This window comes from Planctomycetaceae bacterium (assembly GCA_041398825.1).
Taxonomy (GTDB): domain Bacteria; phylum Planctomycetota; class Planctomycetia; order Planctomycetales; family Planctomycetaceae; genus F1-80-MAGs062.
The window spans coordinates 360,390-379,864 of sequence record JAWKTX010000001.1; the positions used below are offsets into that span (position 1 = coordinate 360,390).

15 protein-coding genes are annotated in these 19,475 nt (G+C 53.9%); 7 read left to right on the plus strand and 8 right to left on the minus strand.

Features of this window, described 5'->3' with window-relative positions:
- Positions 1–109: 109 nt before the first annotated feature.
- Complete coding sequence (locus tag R3C20_01270; protein MEZ6039105.1) at positions 110–1,447, plus strand: formylglycine-generating enzyme family protein; 1,338 nt, start codon at positions 110–112, stop codon at positions 1,445–1,447.
- A gap of 184 nt (positions 1,448–1,631) precedes the next feature.
- Here the strand turns inward: R3C20_01270 and R3C20_01275 are convergent, their stop codons facing one another.
- From R3C20_01275 to R3C20_01295, 5 genes are all read right to left on the minus strand, one after another.
- Positions 1,632–2,684 carry a Gfo/Idh/MocA family oxidoreductase gene (locus R3C20_01275; GenBank protein ID MEZ6039106.1) on the minus strand — a complete coding sequence of 351 codons (1,053 nt, stop codon included), beginning with the start codon at positions 2,682–2,684 and terminating at the stop codon, positions 1,632–1,634.
- Positions 2,685–2,699: 15 nt separating this feature from the next.
- Positions 2,700–2,930, minus strand: a complete 231-nt coding sequence (locus tag R3C20_01280) for a winged helix-turn-helix domain-containing protein (protein ID MEZ6039107.1) — start codon at positions 2,928–2,930, stop codon at positions 2,700–2,702.
- 116 nt (positions 2,931–3,046) lie between these two features.
- The gene (locus tag R3C20_01285) at positions 3,047–3,877 is read right to left on the minus strand and encodes a LamG domain-containing protein (protein ID MEZ6039108.1); all 831 of its coding nucleotides are present in this window, start codon (positions 3,875–3,877) and stop codon (positions 3,047–3,049) included.
- A 245-nt stretch (positions 3,878–4,122) separates the two neighbouring features.
- Positions 4,123–5,790, minus strand: a complete 1,668-nt coding sequence (locus tag R3C20_01290; protein ID MEZ6039109.1) for an FAD-dependent oxidoreductase — start codon at positions 5,788–5,790, stop codon at positions 4,123–4,125.
- A 192-nt stretch (positions 5,791–5,982) separates the two neighbouring features.
- Positions 5,983–7,398: a sulfatase gene (locus R3C20_01295; protein ID MEZ6039110.1), complete on the minus strand. Its 1,416-nt coding sequence runs from the start codon at positions 7,396–7,398 to the stop codon at positions 5,983–5,985.
- Positions 7,399–9,801: 2,403 nt separating this feature from the next.
- On the opposite strand from R3C20_01295, the gene R3C20_01300 reads away from it, so the two are divergent.
- Together R3C20_01300 and R3C20_01305 are read left to right on the plus strand one after the other, a co-directional pair.
- Positions 9,802–10,041 (plus strand): hypothetical protein, encoded by a 240-nt coding sequence (locus tag R3C20_01300; GenBank protein ID MEZ6039111.1) that lies wholly within the window; start codon positions 9,802–9,804, stop codon positions 10,039–10,041.
- A gap of 1,283 nt (positions 10,042–11,324) precedes the next feature.
- Positions 11,325–11,894, plus strand: a complete 570-nt coding sequence (locus R3C20_01305; protein ID MEZ6039112.1) for a hypothetical protein — start codon at positions 11,325–11,327, stop codon at positions 11,892–11,894.
- Positions 11,895–12,513: 619 nt separating this feature from the next.
- Here the strand turns inward: R3C20_01305 and ruvA are convergent.
- The 3 genes from ruvA to ispF form a co-directional block, all read right to left on the minus strand.
- Positions 12,514–13,137: a Holliday junction branch migration protein RuvA gene (gene ruvA / locus R3C20_01310; GenBank protein ID MEZ6039113.1), complete on the minus strand. Its 624-nt coding sequence runs from the start codon at positions 13,135–13,137 to the stop codon at positions 12,514–12,516.
- Positions 13,138–13,461: 324 nt separating this feature from the next.
- On the minus strand, positions 13,462–13,989 hold the full coding sequence (gene ruvC, locus R3C20_01315) for a crossover junction endodeoxyribonuclease RuvC (GenBank protein MEZ6039114.1): 528 nt from the start codon (positions 13,987–13,989) through the stop codon (positions 13,462–13,464).
- Between the two features lie 122 nt (positions 13,990–14,111).
- Entirely contained in the window at positions 14,112–14,618 is a 507-nt protein-coding gene (gene ispF, locus R3C20_01320; protein MEZ6039115.1) for a 2-C-methyl-D-erythritol 2,4-cyclodiphosphate synthase, read from the minus strand.
- 275 nt (positions 14,619–14,893) lie between these two features.
- On the opposite strand from ispF, the gene R3C20_01325 reads away from it, so the two are divergent.
- The 4 genes from R3C20_01325 to R3C20_01340 all read left to right on the plus strand — a co-directional run bounded on the left by R3C20_01325 (position 14,894) and on the right by R3C20_01340 (position 19,293).
- Positions 14,894–15,811 carry a hypothetical protein gene (locus tag R3C20_01325; protein MEZ6039116.1) on the plus strand — a complete coding sequence of 306 codons (918 nt, stop codon included), beginning with the start codon at positions 14,894–14,896 and terminating at the stop codon, positions 15,809–15,811.
- A gap of 66 nt (positions 15,812–15,877) precedes the next feature.
- Entirely contained in the window at positions 15,878–16,912 is a 1,035-nt protein-coding gene (locus R3C20_01330; protein ID MEZ6039117.1) for a non-reducing end alpha-L-arabinofuranosidase family hydrolase, read from the plus strand.
- 381 nt (positions 16,913–17,293) lie between these two features.
- A complete protein-coding gene (gene pyrE / locus R3C20_01335) occupies positions 17,294–17,965 on the plus strand; it encodes an orotate phosphoribosyltransferase (GenBank protein MEZ6039118.1) in 672 nt (223 codons plus the stop codon).
- A gap of 11 nt (positions 17,966–17,976) precedes the next feature.
- Complete coding sequence (locus R3C20_01340) at positions 17,977–19,293, plus strand: DUF3239 domain-containing protein (protein MEZ6039119.1); 1,317 nt, start codon at positions 17,977–17,979, stop codon at positions 19,291–19,293.
- Positions 19,294–19,475: the final 182 nt, after the last annotated feature.

The following is a 19,475-nucleotide window of genomic DNA, read 5'->3' on the forward strand; positions in this document are numbered from 1 at the left end:
CTCAGGAGATGGAACCCGGACTACAGGAAGGGCAATTACAGAGGTTGCGGAGGTGGCTTATCGGAGCCGAACCTTGCAATTCCGGGGTTTCTTCAATCGGGAGTCAGCCATGCGATTGATTGGTTTGTTCCTCATTATGTGTATTTGTTGTCCGTGCATTGTCGCGCAGGTAGTGCCGGAGTCCGGAACGGCCCGTCGTGACAATGCCCTCAGGATGCCCCTCGTCTATTGCGAATCTAGCAGTTTTTTCCGGGAGTGGGCGGGAAAGCATCCAGAGAAGCCCGGTCTCGGGCCATTCCGTGAGAAGGTAACCCTGACAACCGGGTTCTGGATTGGGCAGTACGAAGTGACGCAGGCCGAGTGGCAGGCAGTCATGGGAAATCGAATCTGGGAGATTAAGAACGCGAAGAAGTCGGACCGTGAGCGGGACGACGTTCCGGACGGATCACGTTTTCCGGCATCGCTGATGTCGTGGGAAGAGGCAACCGAATTCTGTCAACGCCTGACGCAGACGGAGAAGGAAGCCGGGCGTTTGCCAGCAGACGAAGTGTATCGGCTTCCGACGGAAGCGGAATGGGAGTGGGCGTGTCGAGCGGGATCGAGCAAAGGGCTTTACTGCTGCGGCGATTCGGTTGAGGAGTTGCGAAAATACGCCTGGTTCTCACCATCACCACGCGGCCTGATTGGACAAATGCACGAAGTGGGCCTGAAGCTGCCGAATCGCTGGGGGCTGTATGACATGCACGGCAACATAGCAGAGCTTTGCCTGGATGCCTTCCTGCCCTGGAGCGCCTACGGGACAGACCCGATTTATCGTTCGGGTAGTTATGTGCGTGATCTGCATTTGCACGTCGTCAAAGGAGGCTCTTATCATTCGATACCCGTTGGCTGTGAGTCGTCGCTGCATTTTGATAACGGAACAGGCCGGCCACGCGGGGAACAGGCATGGATCGGATTTCGTGTCGCACGGGGCCTGGATCCCAATGGGGCCCCTGTGGCTCCCCAGGTTCAGAAGTCCGTCAGGATCGCTACGACTGAAGAACTGTTCCGGCAGCTTGCAAAGGCAATTGATTCGGAACAATTCGACAGCATTCAGGATTTGTTTTTCCCCGATCAACCAGCGGTCAAACTTGGTCTGATGACAGCGGCTGAAGCGGCCGAGATGTCGCGTTTGCAGGCGCAGTCGTTTGGGCGACTGGCGACTTTCCGCAAGCTGCTCGCTGAAGAAGGCCTGCTGCCGCTGGAAAAGACCCGGCTATCGGTCAAGTCAAAAGAAGAGCGGATTGTGAAGGGCCAAAGAGTTGAACTGGCGGCCCTGCTAGCGTCCAAAGCCAACAATGTTCAGGTCATGCAGATCATCGATTCTGCGATTCGGCTGGATGGCCAATGGTACATCGTCGAATTGTTCGATGAGCCAATGATCGAGTACCTGAAGGCCATCGAATGAGAATTCGGTTGCGAATTCAACGATGTGAAACAGCAACAATCAACGGCCTGTTGATCGCCTGCTGTTCGATCGAATGACAACGTGCTGCGACGGGGGCAGATTATCGGCCTCGCCTCGCGGCCTGCTGGCCATGCAACCGTGGAGTGACTGCGGCCTTCAGCGGATTAGTACTGCAGCGTCTCAATCATGCATCCAGCGGCAGTTTGACTGTTTGTCCTGTTTTGGCGGCCTCATAAATGGCAAGGATGATTTCCACACTCTTGCGACCTTCCGCGCCGTCAACTCGTGGTGCTCGACCTTCATTGATGGCTTCGATGAAGTCCTGAAGTTGCAGTTGATGGCCCACAAACGAAATCGCCTTCGGATCGGATGCTCCACCGGAGGTTGCCGAATTGGCTCCCAGCTGTTCCCGCAGTGCGGCGTCCGATGGGAGTTCCGTGGCAAATTCCCATTTCAAGATGGAATCCTGTTCCACAATGACAGTGCCCTGATTTCCGTGGATTTCCGTCTTCTTCAACAGGCCCGGCCAGGCAGCGGTGCTGGCCTCCATCACGCCGATTGCTCCGTTCACAAACTTCATGCAGGCAACGCCGGCGTCTTCCACTTCGATTCTTTCGTGGGCGAGCGTACCGGTGAAACCGCAGACTTCTGCGACATCGCCCATCAGCCAGTACAGGAGATCGACATTATGAATCGCCTGATTCATGTACGCCCCGCCTCCATCAAGTGCCCAGGTGCCTCGCCACCCGCCGCCGTCGTAGTACTCCTGAGTGCGCCACCATTTGACGTAAGTATCTCCTATGGTCAGCCGACCAAAACGCCCTGCTTCAATCGCTTCTTTCAAAGCGATATTCGCGGGGCTGAATCGGGATGGAAAGATGGTGCACAACTTCACGTTGTTCGCTCGGCATGCATCGATGATCTGATCGCAGCGACTGAGCGTGATTTCAAGAGGCTTTTCAACAACCACATGTTTACCTGCGTTTGCCGACGCTATCGCAGGGCCCAGGTGAGCACCGCTTGGTGTGCAGATATTGATGATCCGGATCTCAGGATCTGCCAGCATTGCCTCTAGGGTCGTGTAAGCCCGGCAATTGTACTCTGCGGCGAACGCATCTGCCTTTTCCTGACTCTGATTGAAGCAACCAACGACGGACGCTCCCTCAATTTGTTGAATGGCTTTCGCATGAAAGTGCGAAATCATCCCTGTGCCAACGATTCCAAATCCAACTGTCATGGCTCTCAATTCCTTCTAATTCTCTTGTTGTTTGAGTGCGATGGTTCGACCTCGCCCAACTTTATTGAAGACCAGTTTGTCTTCCCGTGCCAGCCAGCCGATGCCCTGAAGCACCAAGTCACGTGACACGTCCGTTTCTTTGATCAGTCGCGATAGTGAACAGGCTCCGTTTTCATTCAGAAAAGCCCAGATCTTTCCGGCAGCGCTTCCGATTTCCGCAATGGTGTCGATGCTGGTTTCAGACATTCGAGCAACCTTTCGCATCTCGAACCGAGTGAATCTCCGGGTCGCCGTTCCGCGACCGGCAGTCAAAACTCTCGCCGGTCGGAAGTTTAGCTTTGCACTGCCGGCAATGTCACCAGTCAGCGGGGGCGACCTGCGTATTCTTCGGGATGCATGAAAAGCTGCTGAATCTGTTCGGCAGAAAGAGCCCGTTTGTAAATGGCAAGTTCGTCCATGTCCCCCACGTAATTGATTCCCAGCATCATAATCGCTTCCCTGCTCTCTGTGCCGGACCAGGTAAACTGCATGGGCTTGTGCAGTGATCCCTGCAATTTTCCATCGATATACAAATGGGTGGAGGCAGCGTCGCCGCGAGTGGAATTCAGATTCTCAAACGTGAATGCCACGTGCGTCCACTTTTCCCTGGAAAATGAAGGCGGTTTCACCACGATCATGGGGCGATCCTGCGCAGGGATGTCATCCCATTTGATCTGAGACGGGTTCCAGAAATCGTGATCTGAAAACGCGCCCAACCGGAAATCTCTGGGCAGGGTCTGATCGAAATCGACAAAGAATGCCGCGTCATTCCACTTCTTTGATGTGATTTGCAACGGATCGCAATAGCCAGCCGGAAGGTCCGGATCTGGTGACAATCGAAGCCATAAAGAAACGGTTCCGCTCCAGTGATCCGTGGGTTGCATTCCATTGACCGAAGCTTTGTAGCAAAGCACAGTGTCGGATTTTGCAGCAAACCGGAGGGCATCACCGTGCCTGCCCGCTTTGGACGCGATGGAGACTTCCGGGATATGCATCCCCGGTTCCAGTTTTTTTCGGGCCGGCGTATCGGCGGTGTAGACTCGCCCGTCACCATCCTTCACATAGACTTGTGCTTCGAGAGTTCCTTCGAATCCAGCGTAGAAAATCAAATCGTCCGTGATGTGCGCCTTCTCGTCGGCATTCGATGTGGGCAACTCGGTTCCCGACAGGCAGCTGAAAACCAAACCTAACAGTAATCGAGCCATCCCGGTCGAAAGTGAACAGTGGCCGTTTCTTTGCGGACGCGCGTTTTGCATTGTTTCGTACCGAAGCGAAAAGCGGAATGGGATCATTCAGAACGACGATTTTACCGGGCAGAGCATACAGGGCAGGTTTCGCGTTCACATCTGGGCGGAACGACAACCCTGAATTCTACAGGTGAGTCTGCGAAAGGGTGAGGTTATTCTGTGACCGCTCGATTGCGAACCGTTGCACCGCCCGAAAGATTGGCAACACGTTCAAATCCATTCTGTCGTAGAATTCGCTGTGCAACGTGTCCTCGAACACCAACACCGCAGCTCACAACTGTTTCCCGTGCAGGATCCAGCTCCTTCAGTCTGGAGCGAAGTTCGTCCACCGGTATGTTGATTGCGTCGCCACAACACGACAGTGGGACTCTGCTGACTTCACCGGTCGTCCGTACATCGACCACCTGCAGACCCGTCAGGTCATGATCCGCATCAAGAAACTGCGCAAGGCCATCCAGCTGATTGCAGGCGGCAAACGCTGCCTGATGGATCGGGTCTTTTGCTGAACCAAACGGGGGGGCGTAGCAAAGGTCAAGGCCGGCGAGATCCCGGACCGTGGCTCCGAATGAGAGTGCCGTGGCGATGACATCGATGCGTTTGTCAACGCCGTCTTTGCCAATCGCCTGAGCTCCCAGAACCTTGCCGGACTGCTGGCAGTAAATCAATTTCAACGTGATCGGAGTGGCTCCCGGGAAGTAGCCCGCGTGCTGTCCGGCAACGACCGTGACACTTTGAGCCTCAATGCCGGAACGTCTGGCTGCTTTCACGGATAAGCCGGTAATTGCCGCGGTCAGATCAAACACACGAACGATTGCAGTCCCCCAGACAGGCGCTGTTGGTTCGCAGTGGTCGGTGGCAGCATGCTGGCCTGCCAGCCGCCCTGCTCTGTTTGCAGGACCGGCCAGTGGAACACGCATGGATTCGCCGGTCGGGCCGTAGATGTATTCACAGGCGTCGCCTGCGGCGTAAATATTCGGGTCAGATGTTTGCAGATACTCGTTGACGCTGATGCCGCCGGTCTTACCAATGTCCAGCCCTGCATCTACAGCCAGCTTTGTGTTGGCTCGAACCCCCAGCCCAAGGATGATCAGGTCGCCCTCCAGCACAGTGCCGCTTGTGAGTTCAACACCTTGCGCCTGTCCTTCATCATTGTGAAGGATCTGCTTGATTCCATCACCAAGGTGCAATCCAATTCCTCGAGCTCGCAAGTCCTGATGGATCGGTTCCACCATTTCCGGGTCCAGTGGGGGAAGAACCTGCGGCAACAGTTCGGCCAGGGAAACACGAAACCCCCGATGGGCCAGTTGTTCCACCATTTCCAGGCCAATGAAACCAGCCCCGATGACGACAGCCTTCTTATCCTTCGATGTCTCTGCCGCCGCGCAGATGTGGTCCATATCCGCTACGTTTCGAAGCGTAAATACGCCGCTGGAGCTGGCTCCCTCAATCGGTGGCACAAACGGAGAGGCTCCCGGAGTCAGAATCAGCTTGTCGTAAGGCTGTTCGTATTCACTGCCGTCGACGTGGTTGCGGATCGTAACCGTTTTTGACTCTCGATGGATTCGCATCGCCTCCTGTCGGATGCGCACGTCGAGTCGAAATCGATTTTCCAGCAGTTCCTTCGTTGCAACCAGCAGCTTGCCCCGCTCAGCAATTTCTCCACCGATGTGATACGGAAGCCCACAGTTGGCAAACGAAACGTAGTCGTCCTTTTCGAGCAGAATGATTTCTGCGTGTTCATTACATCGGCGAGCTCGTGTTGCAGCCGATGCTCCACCTGCAACGCCGCCAACGATGACAATACGACGTGGATTCGACATGATTCCGTTCTTTCCCTTGATGATTCTGCAGCGGTTGAGAATAAGCGATTTTGGTCCGGTATTCTGATTCGCTATGGCAGCCCGTGTCCATCCCGCTGTTGGGGGTGAGAATTTGTATGGACGATTCACGCCGCCGCCTCAGTTGAAGCGGTCCGGTCGAAGCCACCTGGTTCAGGCGTAACTCCGCAGACGTCATTCCGCAGACGTCGTGTGAGAGGCCCGTACGTCTTGTTGCCAGGCTTCCAGTTGAGTCTGGAGGTCTTCAACTATGTCGGGCATGGTGGTTGCCAGATCGACGGATTCGCCGATCGAATCCTCCAGGTTGAAGAGCGCGACGGTGGGTTCGTTCGCAGCCTTCTCTTGGCGTATCCTGGAGAGAAACGGCGCATTCTTAATCAGCTTCCATGAACCTCGACGAACGGCCATCGACTGGTTGAATTGCCAGAAGAGAGTTCGTTCAGCAAGTGGTGTCTGCCGTGTGAGCAGGCTGGCAAGGCTGGAGCCATCCAGTTTGCGTTCTTCATTCGTCTTGGCGCCGGCCAGCTCCAGAAATGTTGGCATGAGGTCCATGCCGATGGCTGTCTGTGACGTCGTGGCTCCGGCTTTGATAGTGCCGGGCCATCGAGCAATCGCCGGGACCCGATGGCCGCCTTCCCAAAGTGATCCTTTGAATCCTCGCAACAGTCCATTGTTCGCTTCACGCGTACCGCCATTGTCTGAAAAGAAAAAGACAATCGTATTCTGGGTGATCTTCTTTGCTTCCAGTGCAGTCAGGATCTGTCCGACACCCTTGTCCATTTCCTGAACCATTTCTCGATAGGCCCGTTGGATTTCAGCCTTTTCTTTCAGAGGTTCCTGAGCCCCGGGGCCGCGGACAGGTGGGTCAGATGGTCCCTGATACGGGTAGTGCGGTGCTTCGTGGGCGACGTACAGAAAAAAGGGTTTCTCGCCGCCGGCGTTTTCTTCGATGAATTCGATCGCATGATTTGTAATCAGGTGTGTTGAGTATCCGGCTTCCGGGTGCAGTTCTGTGTTATGCCACCAGTCTTCGAATCCCGCCTGATCAATGTGGGTGTGGAAATCGACATTCCCACTCACATATCCATTGAATGTATTGAAACCGTGTTTCGTCGGGTTGAACTGAGCAGTGTATCCCAGATGCCATTTACCGCACATGCCGGTCCGGTAACCTGATTCTCGCAATGCTTCAGGGAGTGTGATTTCATGGTCCGGCAAGCCCAGACGATCCCGCTTCCCTGCGGCGGGGTCCGCAGTGATGACTTCATCAATACCACATCGTTGCTGGTACCGCCCTGTCATAAACGCCGCGCGGGTCGGCGAACAAACAGCTCCATTGGAATGAAAGTCGGTAAACTTCATTCCTTCAGCCGCCAGCCGATCCAGATGCGGCGTTGTGTAGCGATCGTTTCCGTAGCAGCTCAGGTCAGAATACCCCATGTCATCCGCCAGAATGACAATGATATTCGGGCGACTGCTGGGCGTATTGGAAGTTGTTTCAATGCTGGCGTTGACGGTGAGTGGCAGGAAGAGGAGGCAGGAGGCCACTGCACTCAGGGACTGCACTAAGCTGGCGAAATGTGGCAACATGGAGTTGGACTCGGATGTGTTAAAAGATGAGAGGGATGGAGACCCAGCTTATGAAGGACGGTGGAGGCCATTCACGCGACTGAAGTCAGAATCAACGATACCTGGACTCGTAATGCCCTCAGGTAAATCTGCAACACGAACCCGAACAGTTGTGAGCAAGATGAGAACCAGAGGCTGCGGGCGGCAAGCGATGTTGGTCCTGAGCCACTTACCAGCAGCAGAGCCCTAATTCATTCTATTGTTCGGCGGCAACCGTACACAACCGGGGAGAATTCTGTCGTGGCATGAGACAGGAAACGCCAGACCAACGGCAACGTCGCGATCAAAATGACGCGACTTCACCACCCGGACAAATGCGTTTCGTGCGTGCTATCGACAAGATCTTGCCGGATAGCAGACGCAACACAGTCAAAGAAACCGGACCACCGGATCCCTTTTGCTGCATCTCCTTTGCACTTCAGATTCGCCAACCGAAATCCCGACTGCGCCCACCTTCCCGCCTTTTGTCTTCCCGACACTTGGCTTCTGCGTAAATTGTCACCAATACTTCTATTTACTCATTAAATTGATTCACATGTGTCAGTACGTTGACTGCCCCCCCCCAGTGTTATCATCCGATCTTTGGCAGTTCCATAGTACGTCTCTGGGAAAGATGAGGTCAGCATCGTTCTTGCGTGTGGTATGTGCTCTTTCGCATTTGCAGTAGTTCTTCGTCGAAATCTATAGCCTCAAGAAGTGCCGGGATCGTTCTTGGAGCTGCAACAGTGAGACGGTTTCACGATGATAACGATCACAGTGCATTGAGGCTCCGTTGGTCGGTGGGGGCAATGCTCTGTTACAGCCACCGGGGCATTTCGGTACGTTCCATCTAGCGAGACCAACTCATGGACCCAAGTGATCGTCCAGAATGGTTGCGTGATGCCACGGCAAACGATAATTTCGCGCAATTCGGTGAAACAATCGACGAACGTTGAGCCCGGGTACGGTTATGTTTCGTATGCAAACTGAAGTTGCAGGAAGATGAGGAGCAGTTATCTCGGGTGACTGGGTGACGTCCTGAGGATGTAGGGCGTATTGCGTTTGCTGATTGAAAGAAGCGTTGTCACGAGCAAACGTCTGTAACTCATGAGCGGCTGAAGTGATTTCGGGCTGCATCGTTGCGTTTGAAAATGGCAAGGGTGCTTTCTCGACGCTCCTGTGCTGAAGAGTTAGCACAGATCGGCCGGACAAGTCTTCGACAACTTCGCCTCCATCCAGAGATTAAGGTCGAGGGACAGATTTCGACTGGAGCAGAAATTCGCATTTGAAGATGAGGACGGATCACTCCATCGCTGGTTTCCTGTGCCTGGTGGACTTCGTAACCTTTGGGAAAGCATGCCGGAATCGGATTTGAATTCACGACATGTCGGGCACATTATTCACTTTCAGGAGTCACAGGTTGGTCGGCGGCAGCTCGATTACACGGGAATGCAGATCGAATCATGCGGATTGAGCTTGGTCGAAGACCATCAGCAAACATTCAGGGAACGAACAACCGCTTTTGTGACGACCCCATCTCAGACCATCAAAGCCTGGCGAGCCGCATCTAAAGTGGGATGATGTGCTGATGCCACGATGAGGGGATAGTTGTGACTGAGTTCGCAAACGGCTCGAGATAGATCTGGATTCTCACAAAATGCTTCGAAGCGGGGAATGGCAAGCTGGTGCCTGCGAGTTTGGCGAAAACGCTCCGCTATCAGCAGAAAACGTTATTGAGCGATATAGTCGACCTTGGTTCGCAATAATGCTGCGAAGGTGACGAATGCTTGGCAGTTCATGAAGCAAGATATACCGACGCCTTGCATCGGTTTGACGTGGCTTGTTCAGGACCTGAGTCACTCGAAATGTTGGATGCGTTTTCCACGGCGTGTCTGTACGCCTTTGAATGGATGTTCGATTCAAAGAAGGGTCGGTGCGTGCGGCGGAGTCCCTTGCGGATTGCGTCCGTCCAGAAGCTTGTACTGCAACATGTACCATCATCGTTGGTGTCGCCAACTTGCTCCAGTCCTGGTTCCGTGAGCATCTACTTGCGTTGATCTAAAACGCAATCTGAACTATGTCGAGATGGTCTTGGACCAGCTTGTCTGACCCATGTGCGAGCCTCGCAATGGTGTGACGACAGCAAGGCCTTAAAAATTTCTAGCAGCTTACCTTTGCTGAAGATGTCAACATTGATTCAATCAGTCAGATCTTTGGGCGAAGAAGATGATGGCAGCCTGCGTTATGATGACAAGAGCCGTGTGGTTGATAAGTCGGTCGAGACGAAAGCAACGACGTTGCACACAGTGAACTTTAGTCACTGTGACTTGCTGAGCGGTCGCTTAAGGTCGATTTGTTCAGCTCGTCAATCGAGGATCCCGCTCAATGCGAAGAATGCAAAGTCTGCTGCAGTTACTGGAACGCGTTTATCACGATTGGGCGACTATCGACGAAAACGGTGTTTTTGATGAGCGTCGCCAGGCCGGCATTCCGTTCCGAATCAAACGTCCTTACCAGTTGCCTCAGGAGGCGGCGATTGACCGCGAACGCTGGATGTTGAAATGTCAGGTCCTGCGAGTGTGCGAATTAACTGATATACGCGCAGAGAACTGTTTGGATTGTTGAGTGCTCGTAAGCGATATTCGAGGAAGCGCGCGCTCGATTTTTCAGGCAACTGATCTCGTCACGCAGCACGAGAAGGGGCGCAACAGTTCCCTTTTCCGAAACGCGGCCTGCCGTTTGGTGTTGATCACCGGGGGAGAGCAATATGGGGACATTGTGAATGTCCCCATTAGTGCCAAGGACAAGTTATCGAAGATCAAGCTGAATAAATGAATCTGCAGACCCACTTGCAGATTTCTCAGTCGGGTGCCAGGCCCATCATAAGACCAAGTTCAAAGACGTCCGGTGACCAGGTAATAGCAGCAACGCTCCGATAAGACAATCACATACTATCCAGAACTTCTGTACCAAAGGGATATGACACATGTACGCGAGGTATTTCTTCCAGTTGCGTGCCGCAGTCAGGTGATGCCATTCCAGACAAGCGACCCCAGTCAATCCTAATCCTGCTGCTACGATTAAAGGCTCTGGGATTGCCATGTTGTAACAGCCAGCGCACTCATGAGAACGGAGAACCAACACCGGAGTGAATCCTCATCACCGGAAAACTCCGGGTGAGGTACCGGTTGGTTTAGACACTGGGTGCAATTCGCGATTTGCCCACGAAATGACATGCTGCGGGGACATTTGCTTATAACTGGCCGTGACCGCAGTCTGCATGATCCACCGCTGTCAGCCAGTCGACTGTGCTGATAAGCCTCCTGCCATTCGAGCCCCGTGTTGGTTCTGATTGTTGTTCATGTCTGGACTGCACTCCAATACTGCGAACTACGGCGAAGCTCGTCTCAGTTTCGTACATTGTCGTGGCTTCGCAAACGCTTGAATGTTCTTGTGAGGAAGGTTTGCTACGGCCACTGGGCTTGGGATCGGTGCCGCTGACGTATTCAGGACATCGATGTTGTAACCAGCGAGATCCTTGGTTTGCGAAGAACAAAGGTCCATTCAGAATGTCCCCTCGAGCGCTTACCCTTTAGTGCTTTCCACCACTGGACGCCTTCAACACCAATCCCATACCAGGAAGCTGACGCATCCCGTTCGCCAATAAACACAAGCCAATCGCCGTTGTAAACCAAAATCATCCCGGCGAGCGGCCTGGCGTCAGCCGGCCGGTACATCGACGTCAACACCAACACGCGATGGCTTCAACACCGAATCCCGTACCGGGACGCTGACGCATCCCGCTCGCCAAAAACACTTGCGGAACACCGGTTGAACCCATACACAATGCGGTGTCAAGTAATTACTGAAACACCTACCGGCCTCGCCGGGTGGATGGGTGCTGCACCATGACTCACATCAACGATCTTAACTACGACTGGTTCTGGTTCCTGACATGGACAACCTATGGCACGTTTCTTCCCGGTGACAAGCGAGGAGCCACGGGAATCCTCCATGATCAATCCGGAGTTATGATCGAACATAACAAACTCGGACAAGAGCATATACCTCATTCGGATGCATTGGCCCGCTGGTCGAAACTGCAAATGAAGGGTGATGCGATTCGGTTAACTCGGGAACAAGCCCGAGTCCTGCTGACTCAGTTTCACTGCACGGCTTCATTCCGACGCTGGCGACTGCTGGGAGTGGCCATTATGGATAATCATCTTCGTGTTGGCGTCAACGTGCATAGCGACCCGGATTCGGAGACCATTCTTCGCGACTTCAAAAGCTACGGAAGCCGAGCCCTGAATCTTCAATGGGGAAAGCCGCCATCGGATTCACGATGGACTGAATCCGGATCAAAACGCAAACTCGATTCCGACAACTCCGTCATCGCCGCCATTCGTTACATCATCAACCAGCAAACCCCGTTGCTGGTGTGGACATACGAAGACGGAATGATCGTGCCCAGGTAGATCCCCCGCGGCGACCGGCCTGGCGTCAGCCGGCCGGTAGATCCAGGTCAACACCAACACGCAACCCGGCGAGCGGTCCGGTGTTATCCGGCCGGTACATCTACGTCAACACCAACACACGATAGCTTCAGCACCGAATCCCATACCGGGACGCTGACGCATCCCGCTCGCCAAAACACCATCAATCGTGACAGACTTTGGTCTTCCGGCTCCCGCAGGCCATCTGATTCAATTTGTCCTGAAGTATATGATCGCCAGCCCCCTGAATTGGGCCGCTGAGGTATTTACACATCGATGTTGCAAACGGCGAGATCGTGAGTTGTCTGAGTAACGGACTCTGGCTGGCAGTGAATTCCGGCGAACCCTATGCCGCGGGCGAGCGAGAAAAGGTTTCAGGAACCAAATCCAGAAATTGATTCACCCGCACCGTGATTCACCCTGGCTCATTAACAACATGATGTGTCGGCCTCCGGCCGTTGTTCCCCAGGACTTGAGAACGGTGGCTCACGCCACCGGCAGCGATTCTGCCGGGCTCCGCCCTCCCGACAACCCAGGCGACGAAAGAACTCGCTGACCTGCTGGTCTCGGAACGCACCGCAAGATGCCGGTGATTTGGCATTTAGCTTCGTTGTCGTTGATAGATTTCTGCCAGGATGTCTTCCACAGATTTGAATTTCTTCTTCGTTTCCATCACGGTTTCAATGCGTGTTCGGGCATCCTGTGGGCTGTGGCCCACGCTGATCAACGCTTCGTATGCCTCGGAGAACAGGTCGGATGAGGAAGCTTCTTCGGCGGGTAGTTTTGCTGCGATCATCAGGGCAAACTTGGTCATTTTTCGTCGCAGTTTGGCAATGATACGTTCTGCGACAGCCGGCCCTATGCCAGGAAGTGTACTGAGTGTTTTCACGTCCTGTTCTTCAATGGCTTCCGCAACTTCTCGAACCGGTCGCACCATGGCACGCAGTGCTTTCTTGACGCCGACTCCATCGACAGAACAAAACAGCTCGAAGAATTCTTTTTCGGCGTCGCTCGTGAAACCGATGATGCGAGGAGTGAGTCGCCCCTGTTGGGGATTACCATCCAGATATTCAATGGTACGGAGGCTCACGTCTTCGTTGAATTTTGACTGCAACTGGCGGCGGACAAGGTCCGGAATCAGGACTTCATACTCGAAGCCGCCGATCCGAATCGTAGCTCGGACATCATTCAGATCGACCAGAGTGCCTGTAATTCGCGTGATCAAAGAACACCTCACGAAACACGTGAAAGAATCCCTGCCGGGGGGCCTCGGGAAAATAGCAAAGCTGCTTTATGTTAGTCCGGAGCATAGCGGATCATCACGATTCGCTCAAAACCGCTTTTGGCAGACCGATGTCAGTGAGATTTCCGTTGCGCAGCCGGGCAAGCGAGGCCGCCGTTGTGGCGGATGACGGCTGCGTTTGCTGTCCGTTGAAAAACCGGGACAGGCGCGCAGGACGACCGGAATCCATCGTGTTTTAAGGTTTCCTGCTCACGCCAGTCCTGTTTTCAACAGGCTGTCAGGTCAGATCAGTATCCGTCACGGAAATCAGGCGGCGACCTTCACAGAATGGTAAAGGCATAATGCGACAGCCGAAGCGTCGGCAACATCGTTGGGTTCAGGCAGGCTTGATAGCTTCAATTCGGCTTTGATGGCATGCTGAACCTGTTCTTTTCCGGCCTTTCCACTGCCGGTCAGCAACCGTTTAATTTGTGTTGCCGTGTAATGGACGATGGGGATATTGGCGCCTGCGACGGTCATCAGAATGGCCCCGCGTGCGTGGGCCAGCAGAATGGACGACTTGACATTTTTTGCCAGGGAGAAGACTTGTTCGATGGCGACGATTTCCGGTTGGAATTCGTCAATCACTTCCTGCAGTCCTGTGCCAATTTCGTGGACCCGTTTATGGAGTGGCGTTTTCGGTGTGGACTGAATGATGCCGCCTTCGCGGAGAAATGGGCCTGCGGCTGTGCGTTCAATTAGCGCGTAACCTGTGCGATTAAGGCCGGGATCGATTCCCAGATAGCGAACCTGACGAGGCATGAAATGGTGAGGCCTGAGGGCAAATGACATCATGGCTTCCCTGCGGTCAGACCGGCGAATCCATCGACGGTATTAATTTCGGTGTGAGGTCCGCAGAAATCGGTCATCCATCAGATGTGTGGAATCGGAAGGTGCGAGCGACTCACGAAGGCAGCTTACGATAGATCGATAGCCGCAACCTGAACGAGCAACACGACCGCATCGGCTGAGATGGCTTCCTGTCGACCGACAGGACCCACTTTTTCACCCGACTTGGCTTTCACGTTGACCTGATCTTCGGCCACCTTCAGTAACTGAGCCAGTCGCTTTCGGATTTTTGGCTTCCAATCGGTCAGGCGAGGTCGTTCGGCATGGATCGTACAGTCCAGATTGCCAATCTGCCATCCTCGTTCGTGAATGGCGGCGAGCACAGTTGTGAGAAGTTCGGCAGAATCTGCGCCTTTCCAGCGATCATCTGTATTGGGAAACCATTGCCCAATATCGCCCAGACCAGTGGCTCCCAGCAGGCTATCGGTGACGGCATGCAGCAGGACATCGGCGTCGCTGTGGCCATCCAGACCGAATTCCGCATCGGAAATACACAGGCCTCCAAGCATCAATGGGCGTCCGGCGATGGTGCGGTGGATGTCGTGGCCTTCACCAATACGAAACGTAGGAGGCATTGAACCTGATTTCTGTGTGGGGACCTGAGTGCTGGGGACCTGGCGTTAATGATGTGAGTGGAGGCTTCTGTAGGTAATTCCCGGGGGAACTGCATCCGTGCTGGAACACCTGTTGACATCGAACGTGGAATTCTCTTAGTTTGCGGGTCCTCTCTCAAGATGAACTTCAAGTTCTTCCATCGATCTCCCACTTCTCGTCCTGAACATTGTACAGGATGCTGTCTGTTCTCTTCGTTTTTCGTTAGTTCCCTCCTCCTCACCAGGTGTCGCCGCGAATGTCTGTGCGCGTGCTCACGACAGCAACGCTGATGTTGTTTGTGTGTGGTTGCGCGCTGTTTCGATCGGGTGAATCCGGGAACGGGCTTGGGATTACGTGGCGCGAGCTGCGGGGAACGGAGAACGCAGCGGCTGAGGCAGACGAGGGAGCTCCCAGACTGAATGTCGCGCAGCTCGAAGCGAATATCGTGCATCGCCCGGCCAATGATGCCCGAATCCGAACGCTCGTCTGGGAAGAACTGGATGAAAGTGGTGTGATGTCGCCGGATCAGCGACAACAATTGAACGCCAGCGGTTTTCGAATCGGCGTTGCCAGCGGTTCGACTCCCTGGGCGCTGCAAAGTCTGGCTCAGGATGCCCGAAAAGTTCCTGTTTCCAGCGGGGCTTCTGATATGCCGGACGCGACGACGCAGATCCCACTTGGTCCGTCGTTTCCGGTTTTCGAAGGCGGCTCCACACGACTGGAAGTTCAGCAGGAGCTGGATTCGTCATTAATACCGCTGCAGTCGATCGAAGGGCTGGACGGTATGCGCCAGACCGACAACCTGCGGTGTACCGTTCAGGTGACAGTAAAAGAGGCCAGTGAAGACTGGGTTCTGTTGACTGTGTTACCACAAATTCATTCCGGAACGCGGGCATTGCGGCTTAGCGTGGTCGGCAACAGTGATCAATTGCCGGTCAGGCAAAGCGTTTATCCACTTTATGAACAGCAGTTTCAGGTGAAACTGCATCGTGGTGAAGTTGCCGTCATTGGTCGGTTTGGTTCTGAGGAATGGAATGCAGGTCGATTGTTTTTTCAGCCGACGCGGGGGAGCTCGGCCTCAGAATCTTTGCTGATGATCCGCCTGCTGGGCGTTGATCAGGTGACCGGGCGAAGCGAGACTTCGGTGTCCGTGGGTAAGAAATATCACTGGTAGCAGCCTCTGCTGTCAGTTGTGATTTCCGGACCGCGACTTCGTTGCGTCTCTGATCAGGATCAATCGATGAATGCTTCCCGCTCTTTGTTCAGCTGCAGCATGTACGTGGGCATTATTCTGTCTGGAATTTACGATGATCGTCTGGTCGCAGACGAACCAAGCGTTTCCGACAGCCTGCAGTGGACGTCCTCCGCACCACTTCTGACAGCGAGGGCCGTGGATGGTTGGCCCTGGCATTCGGTGAAGGACCCTTCCATTGTCAGGCATGGGGGCAAATGGCACTTGTTCGCAACCGTTCGGGGTACAGAACGCAGCCATGCGATCATGTACACATCGTTTGCTGACTGGCCCGATGCGAACGAGGCCCCTCGCCGAATCCTGCCAATGCATAAGACTTACTTCTGCGCGCCGCAGGTCTTCTTCTTCGAACCGCACAACAAGTGGTATTTGATTTGTCAGGCCAGTGATGAATCATGGGGAGAGAAGCCCTTTCGTCCGGCTTTTTCAACAACCGACGACATCAGTCAACCGGATTCCTGGACGCCGCTTACTCCGATGTTCAAAAAGCGACCAGATAATATTCCTGGCTGGATCGACTTCTGGGTCATTTGTAATGAACAAAAGGCTCACCTGTTCTTCACTGCCAACAATGGGCAAATGTGGAGGTGCGAGACCTCACTGACTGACTTTCCCAACCACTGGTCGCGCCCTGTGCTGGCTTTAGAAGATTCCGTCTTCGAAGCCAGCCACACCTATCGCATCCTCGGTAAGGATCAGTATCTAACCATCATTGAAGAACAGAACGGATATGGTTTTCGATACTATAAATCCTACGTGTCCGAAAAACCGGAGGGCCCCTGGAAGCCTCTGGCTGCCAGCAAAGATGAGGCGTTTGCGTCGCTGAAGAATGTACTTCAACCTCAGCCTCGCTGGACGGACGCCATCAGCCATGGAGAACTGATTCGCAGCGGTACGAATCAAAGGCTGGAGGTTGATCCGGCGAAGTTGCAATTCCTGTTTCAGGGCGCCACAAATGAGGAAAAACAGGGGAAGAAATATGGCGAGATCCCGTGGCAACTGGGTTTACTGCGAGCGAATTGATGCTGGATGCCGGGTTGGCTTCTTCTTCTGAAAGTGTGGTGTTACGAGCAGGAATGCGGCGGGGACCGATGAGTCAGACGGGCATCGATGGCTTTGAACATCGATTCGCAAACACAAATTCAACTGCGACCGTTCTTGTCAGCAAACCTCCCCGGCGCGGACAACAGCGCAGAATTCTGCGTCACCATGTCCAGGAATGGACTTCCATTGTTGTCGGGTACTTTCGCCGGGTGCTGTGGTCGGATTTCTTTCGTGAAGGTTGTCCTGAGAAATTGCGGGCTCGTTTCGGCAGAAGGACATCACTCGCTAAAATTCGACGTCCAAATGATTGTGGACTGACGCGAAAACTGGCGACCTTTTCTCAGCTGAAACAGATTGTTCATGGAAACCTATAAGCAAGACTTCATTCACTTCATGGTTCGTTCGAATGTGCTGACGTTCGGAGATTTTACGACCAAGAGTGGTCGCAGGACACCGTTCTTCATCAACACGGGTCGTTATCGAACTGGCCATCAGATGAATCAGTTGGCGGGTTTCTATGCGGACGCGATTCAGGAAAAAGGAATTGAGTTCGATTTCCTGTTTGGCCCTGCATACAAAGGTATTCCATTGGTAGTGGCCATTGTGATGGAATTCAGCCGCCGGGGTATTGATGTGCCGTTTTGTTTCAATCGAAAGGAAGCCAAGGATCACGGGGAAGGTGGCACTCTTGTGGGGCATCAGCCAGAGTCCGGTCAGCGCGTTCTGATTGTTGAAGACGTCACCACGGCGGGCACGTCGATTCGTGAAACCGTTCCGCAACTGATGGCTGCTGCCAATGTGCAGCTTGCCGGCCTGGTGGTTTCCGTCAATCGCATGGAACGCGGTACTGGCGAGCTCAACGCTCTGACGGAGCTCCGTCATGAATTCCATATGGATACATTTGCGATTGTGGATATCTGCGAAATCTCGGACTATCTCCGTGGTCGGGAGATTGAAGGCAGGATTGTCGTAACTGACGAACTGTACGACCGAATCCAGGCCTATCGTGAGCAATTCGGTGGGACAGAATAGGCAAATCATCAATGATCGAACTGCAGTGTGAATGCGGAAAACGGTATCGCGTTCCGGATGAACTGGCCGGTAAACGCATTCGATGCAAAAGCTGTCAGGCTGCCGTTCTGGTTCCTGATGTCCAGATTATTGATGTTGATCCCGAGACGATCACTGAGGTAACGGAATCCAGTTCTCCCGTTCAGCCTTCTGGACGAGGCCGGTCGCATCGACAGGAATCGCGGCCTTCTCGCCCCACCCCTAAGCGTCGAAAACCGCGGGACTTGTCGGACGTTGATCCGGCAATGAAACGTGAACTCGACGAAATGCGTCGCAAGTCCAGTTCTTCAGCGTCGAACCCCGGATTGCTGCGGATCAGTTATCCGCGATGGGTGAAAGCGTTTCCGAAGTGGGTCTTCATCTGGCATGGTTGCTGTCTGGCCTGTTTCGCGATGGTGCCACTGACCTGGAGTGCATTCATACCGGCCTGCATGATGCTGGCAGCGGTCGGGTTGTACTGGCAGAAAGTAAAGACGCATTTCATAGCTGGCTGCGTGAACCCCGCAATGATATTCAGTCTCGATCCTCCGCTGGTCGCTGTGACTACGGATTTGACCAAAGGTTCGGGTGACTACGATGTAATCCGTATTCTCCCGCAGCCGCTGGCGAAGATGTCGACTGGGTTACCGGAGGTTGGTGAGCAGGTCGCAACTGTCTCGCTGTACGAGGATCTGGAAGAAAGTCAGGCTCACTGGAGCAACTTTAATCCAGTGGTTGTGGACATCGTCACAACGGACAATCGGCATATCGATCGCATCTTGAATTCAATCGAGGACGAAGACTGGGATCTGCTGGAGACCGGGTTGCAGCAGATTGGAGACTGGCGAGACCCCGGGCTCTATCGAATCTTCGCACCGGACTTTCAAACGGAGATTGAGGATGAAGAAGAGCAATTCATGATCGTTCAGGACGAACTGGCCGGACTGGAGGATTACGGCGTCTATACGAACGTCCCACAGAAAATTCCATCGGAGCTGCGGGCAAATGCAGTCAAGACCTACGCGCGAGGCATTGACGCTCGTGAAATCATGGCGCTTGCGCCTTCGTGGTCAAAGTCTGAAAACGGCCGTGTTGGTTTGCTGATCAGCATTCAGGGTCTTCATTATAGCTATCCCGAATGTGGGGCCGGGGCGATCTGCTGGGACGACCTGCAGGGTGTTTTTGTGGCAGAGGGTATCTTCGAGTTGATCGCAGTCGATGGTCATCGAGTTCGAATACCGGGAAAGCATTTTCGCTACAAATCGGCGGTCAAACTGGAGTCCGCCATCAACCAAATACTCGGACATTGATTGCTGAGGCAAAACGTCAGAGTCGGCCCTCAGCCCAGCCGCGTATTAGAGAAAGCCACTGGCACTTTCCGGTGTGTCCTGTTGTCAGTATTTCTGTATCGCCGCCAGCGTTTCGGAGACGCTGTTCCGGTGAGTCACCTTCTTCATGGGCCCGGGCACTTTCTGCAGCAGTCTGCTAACAA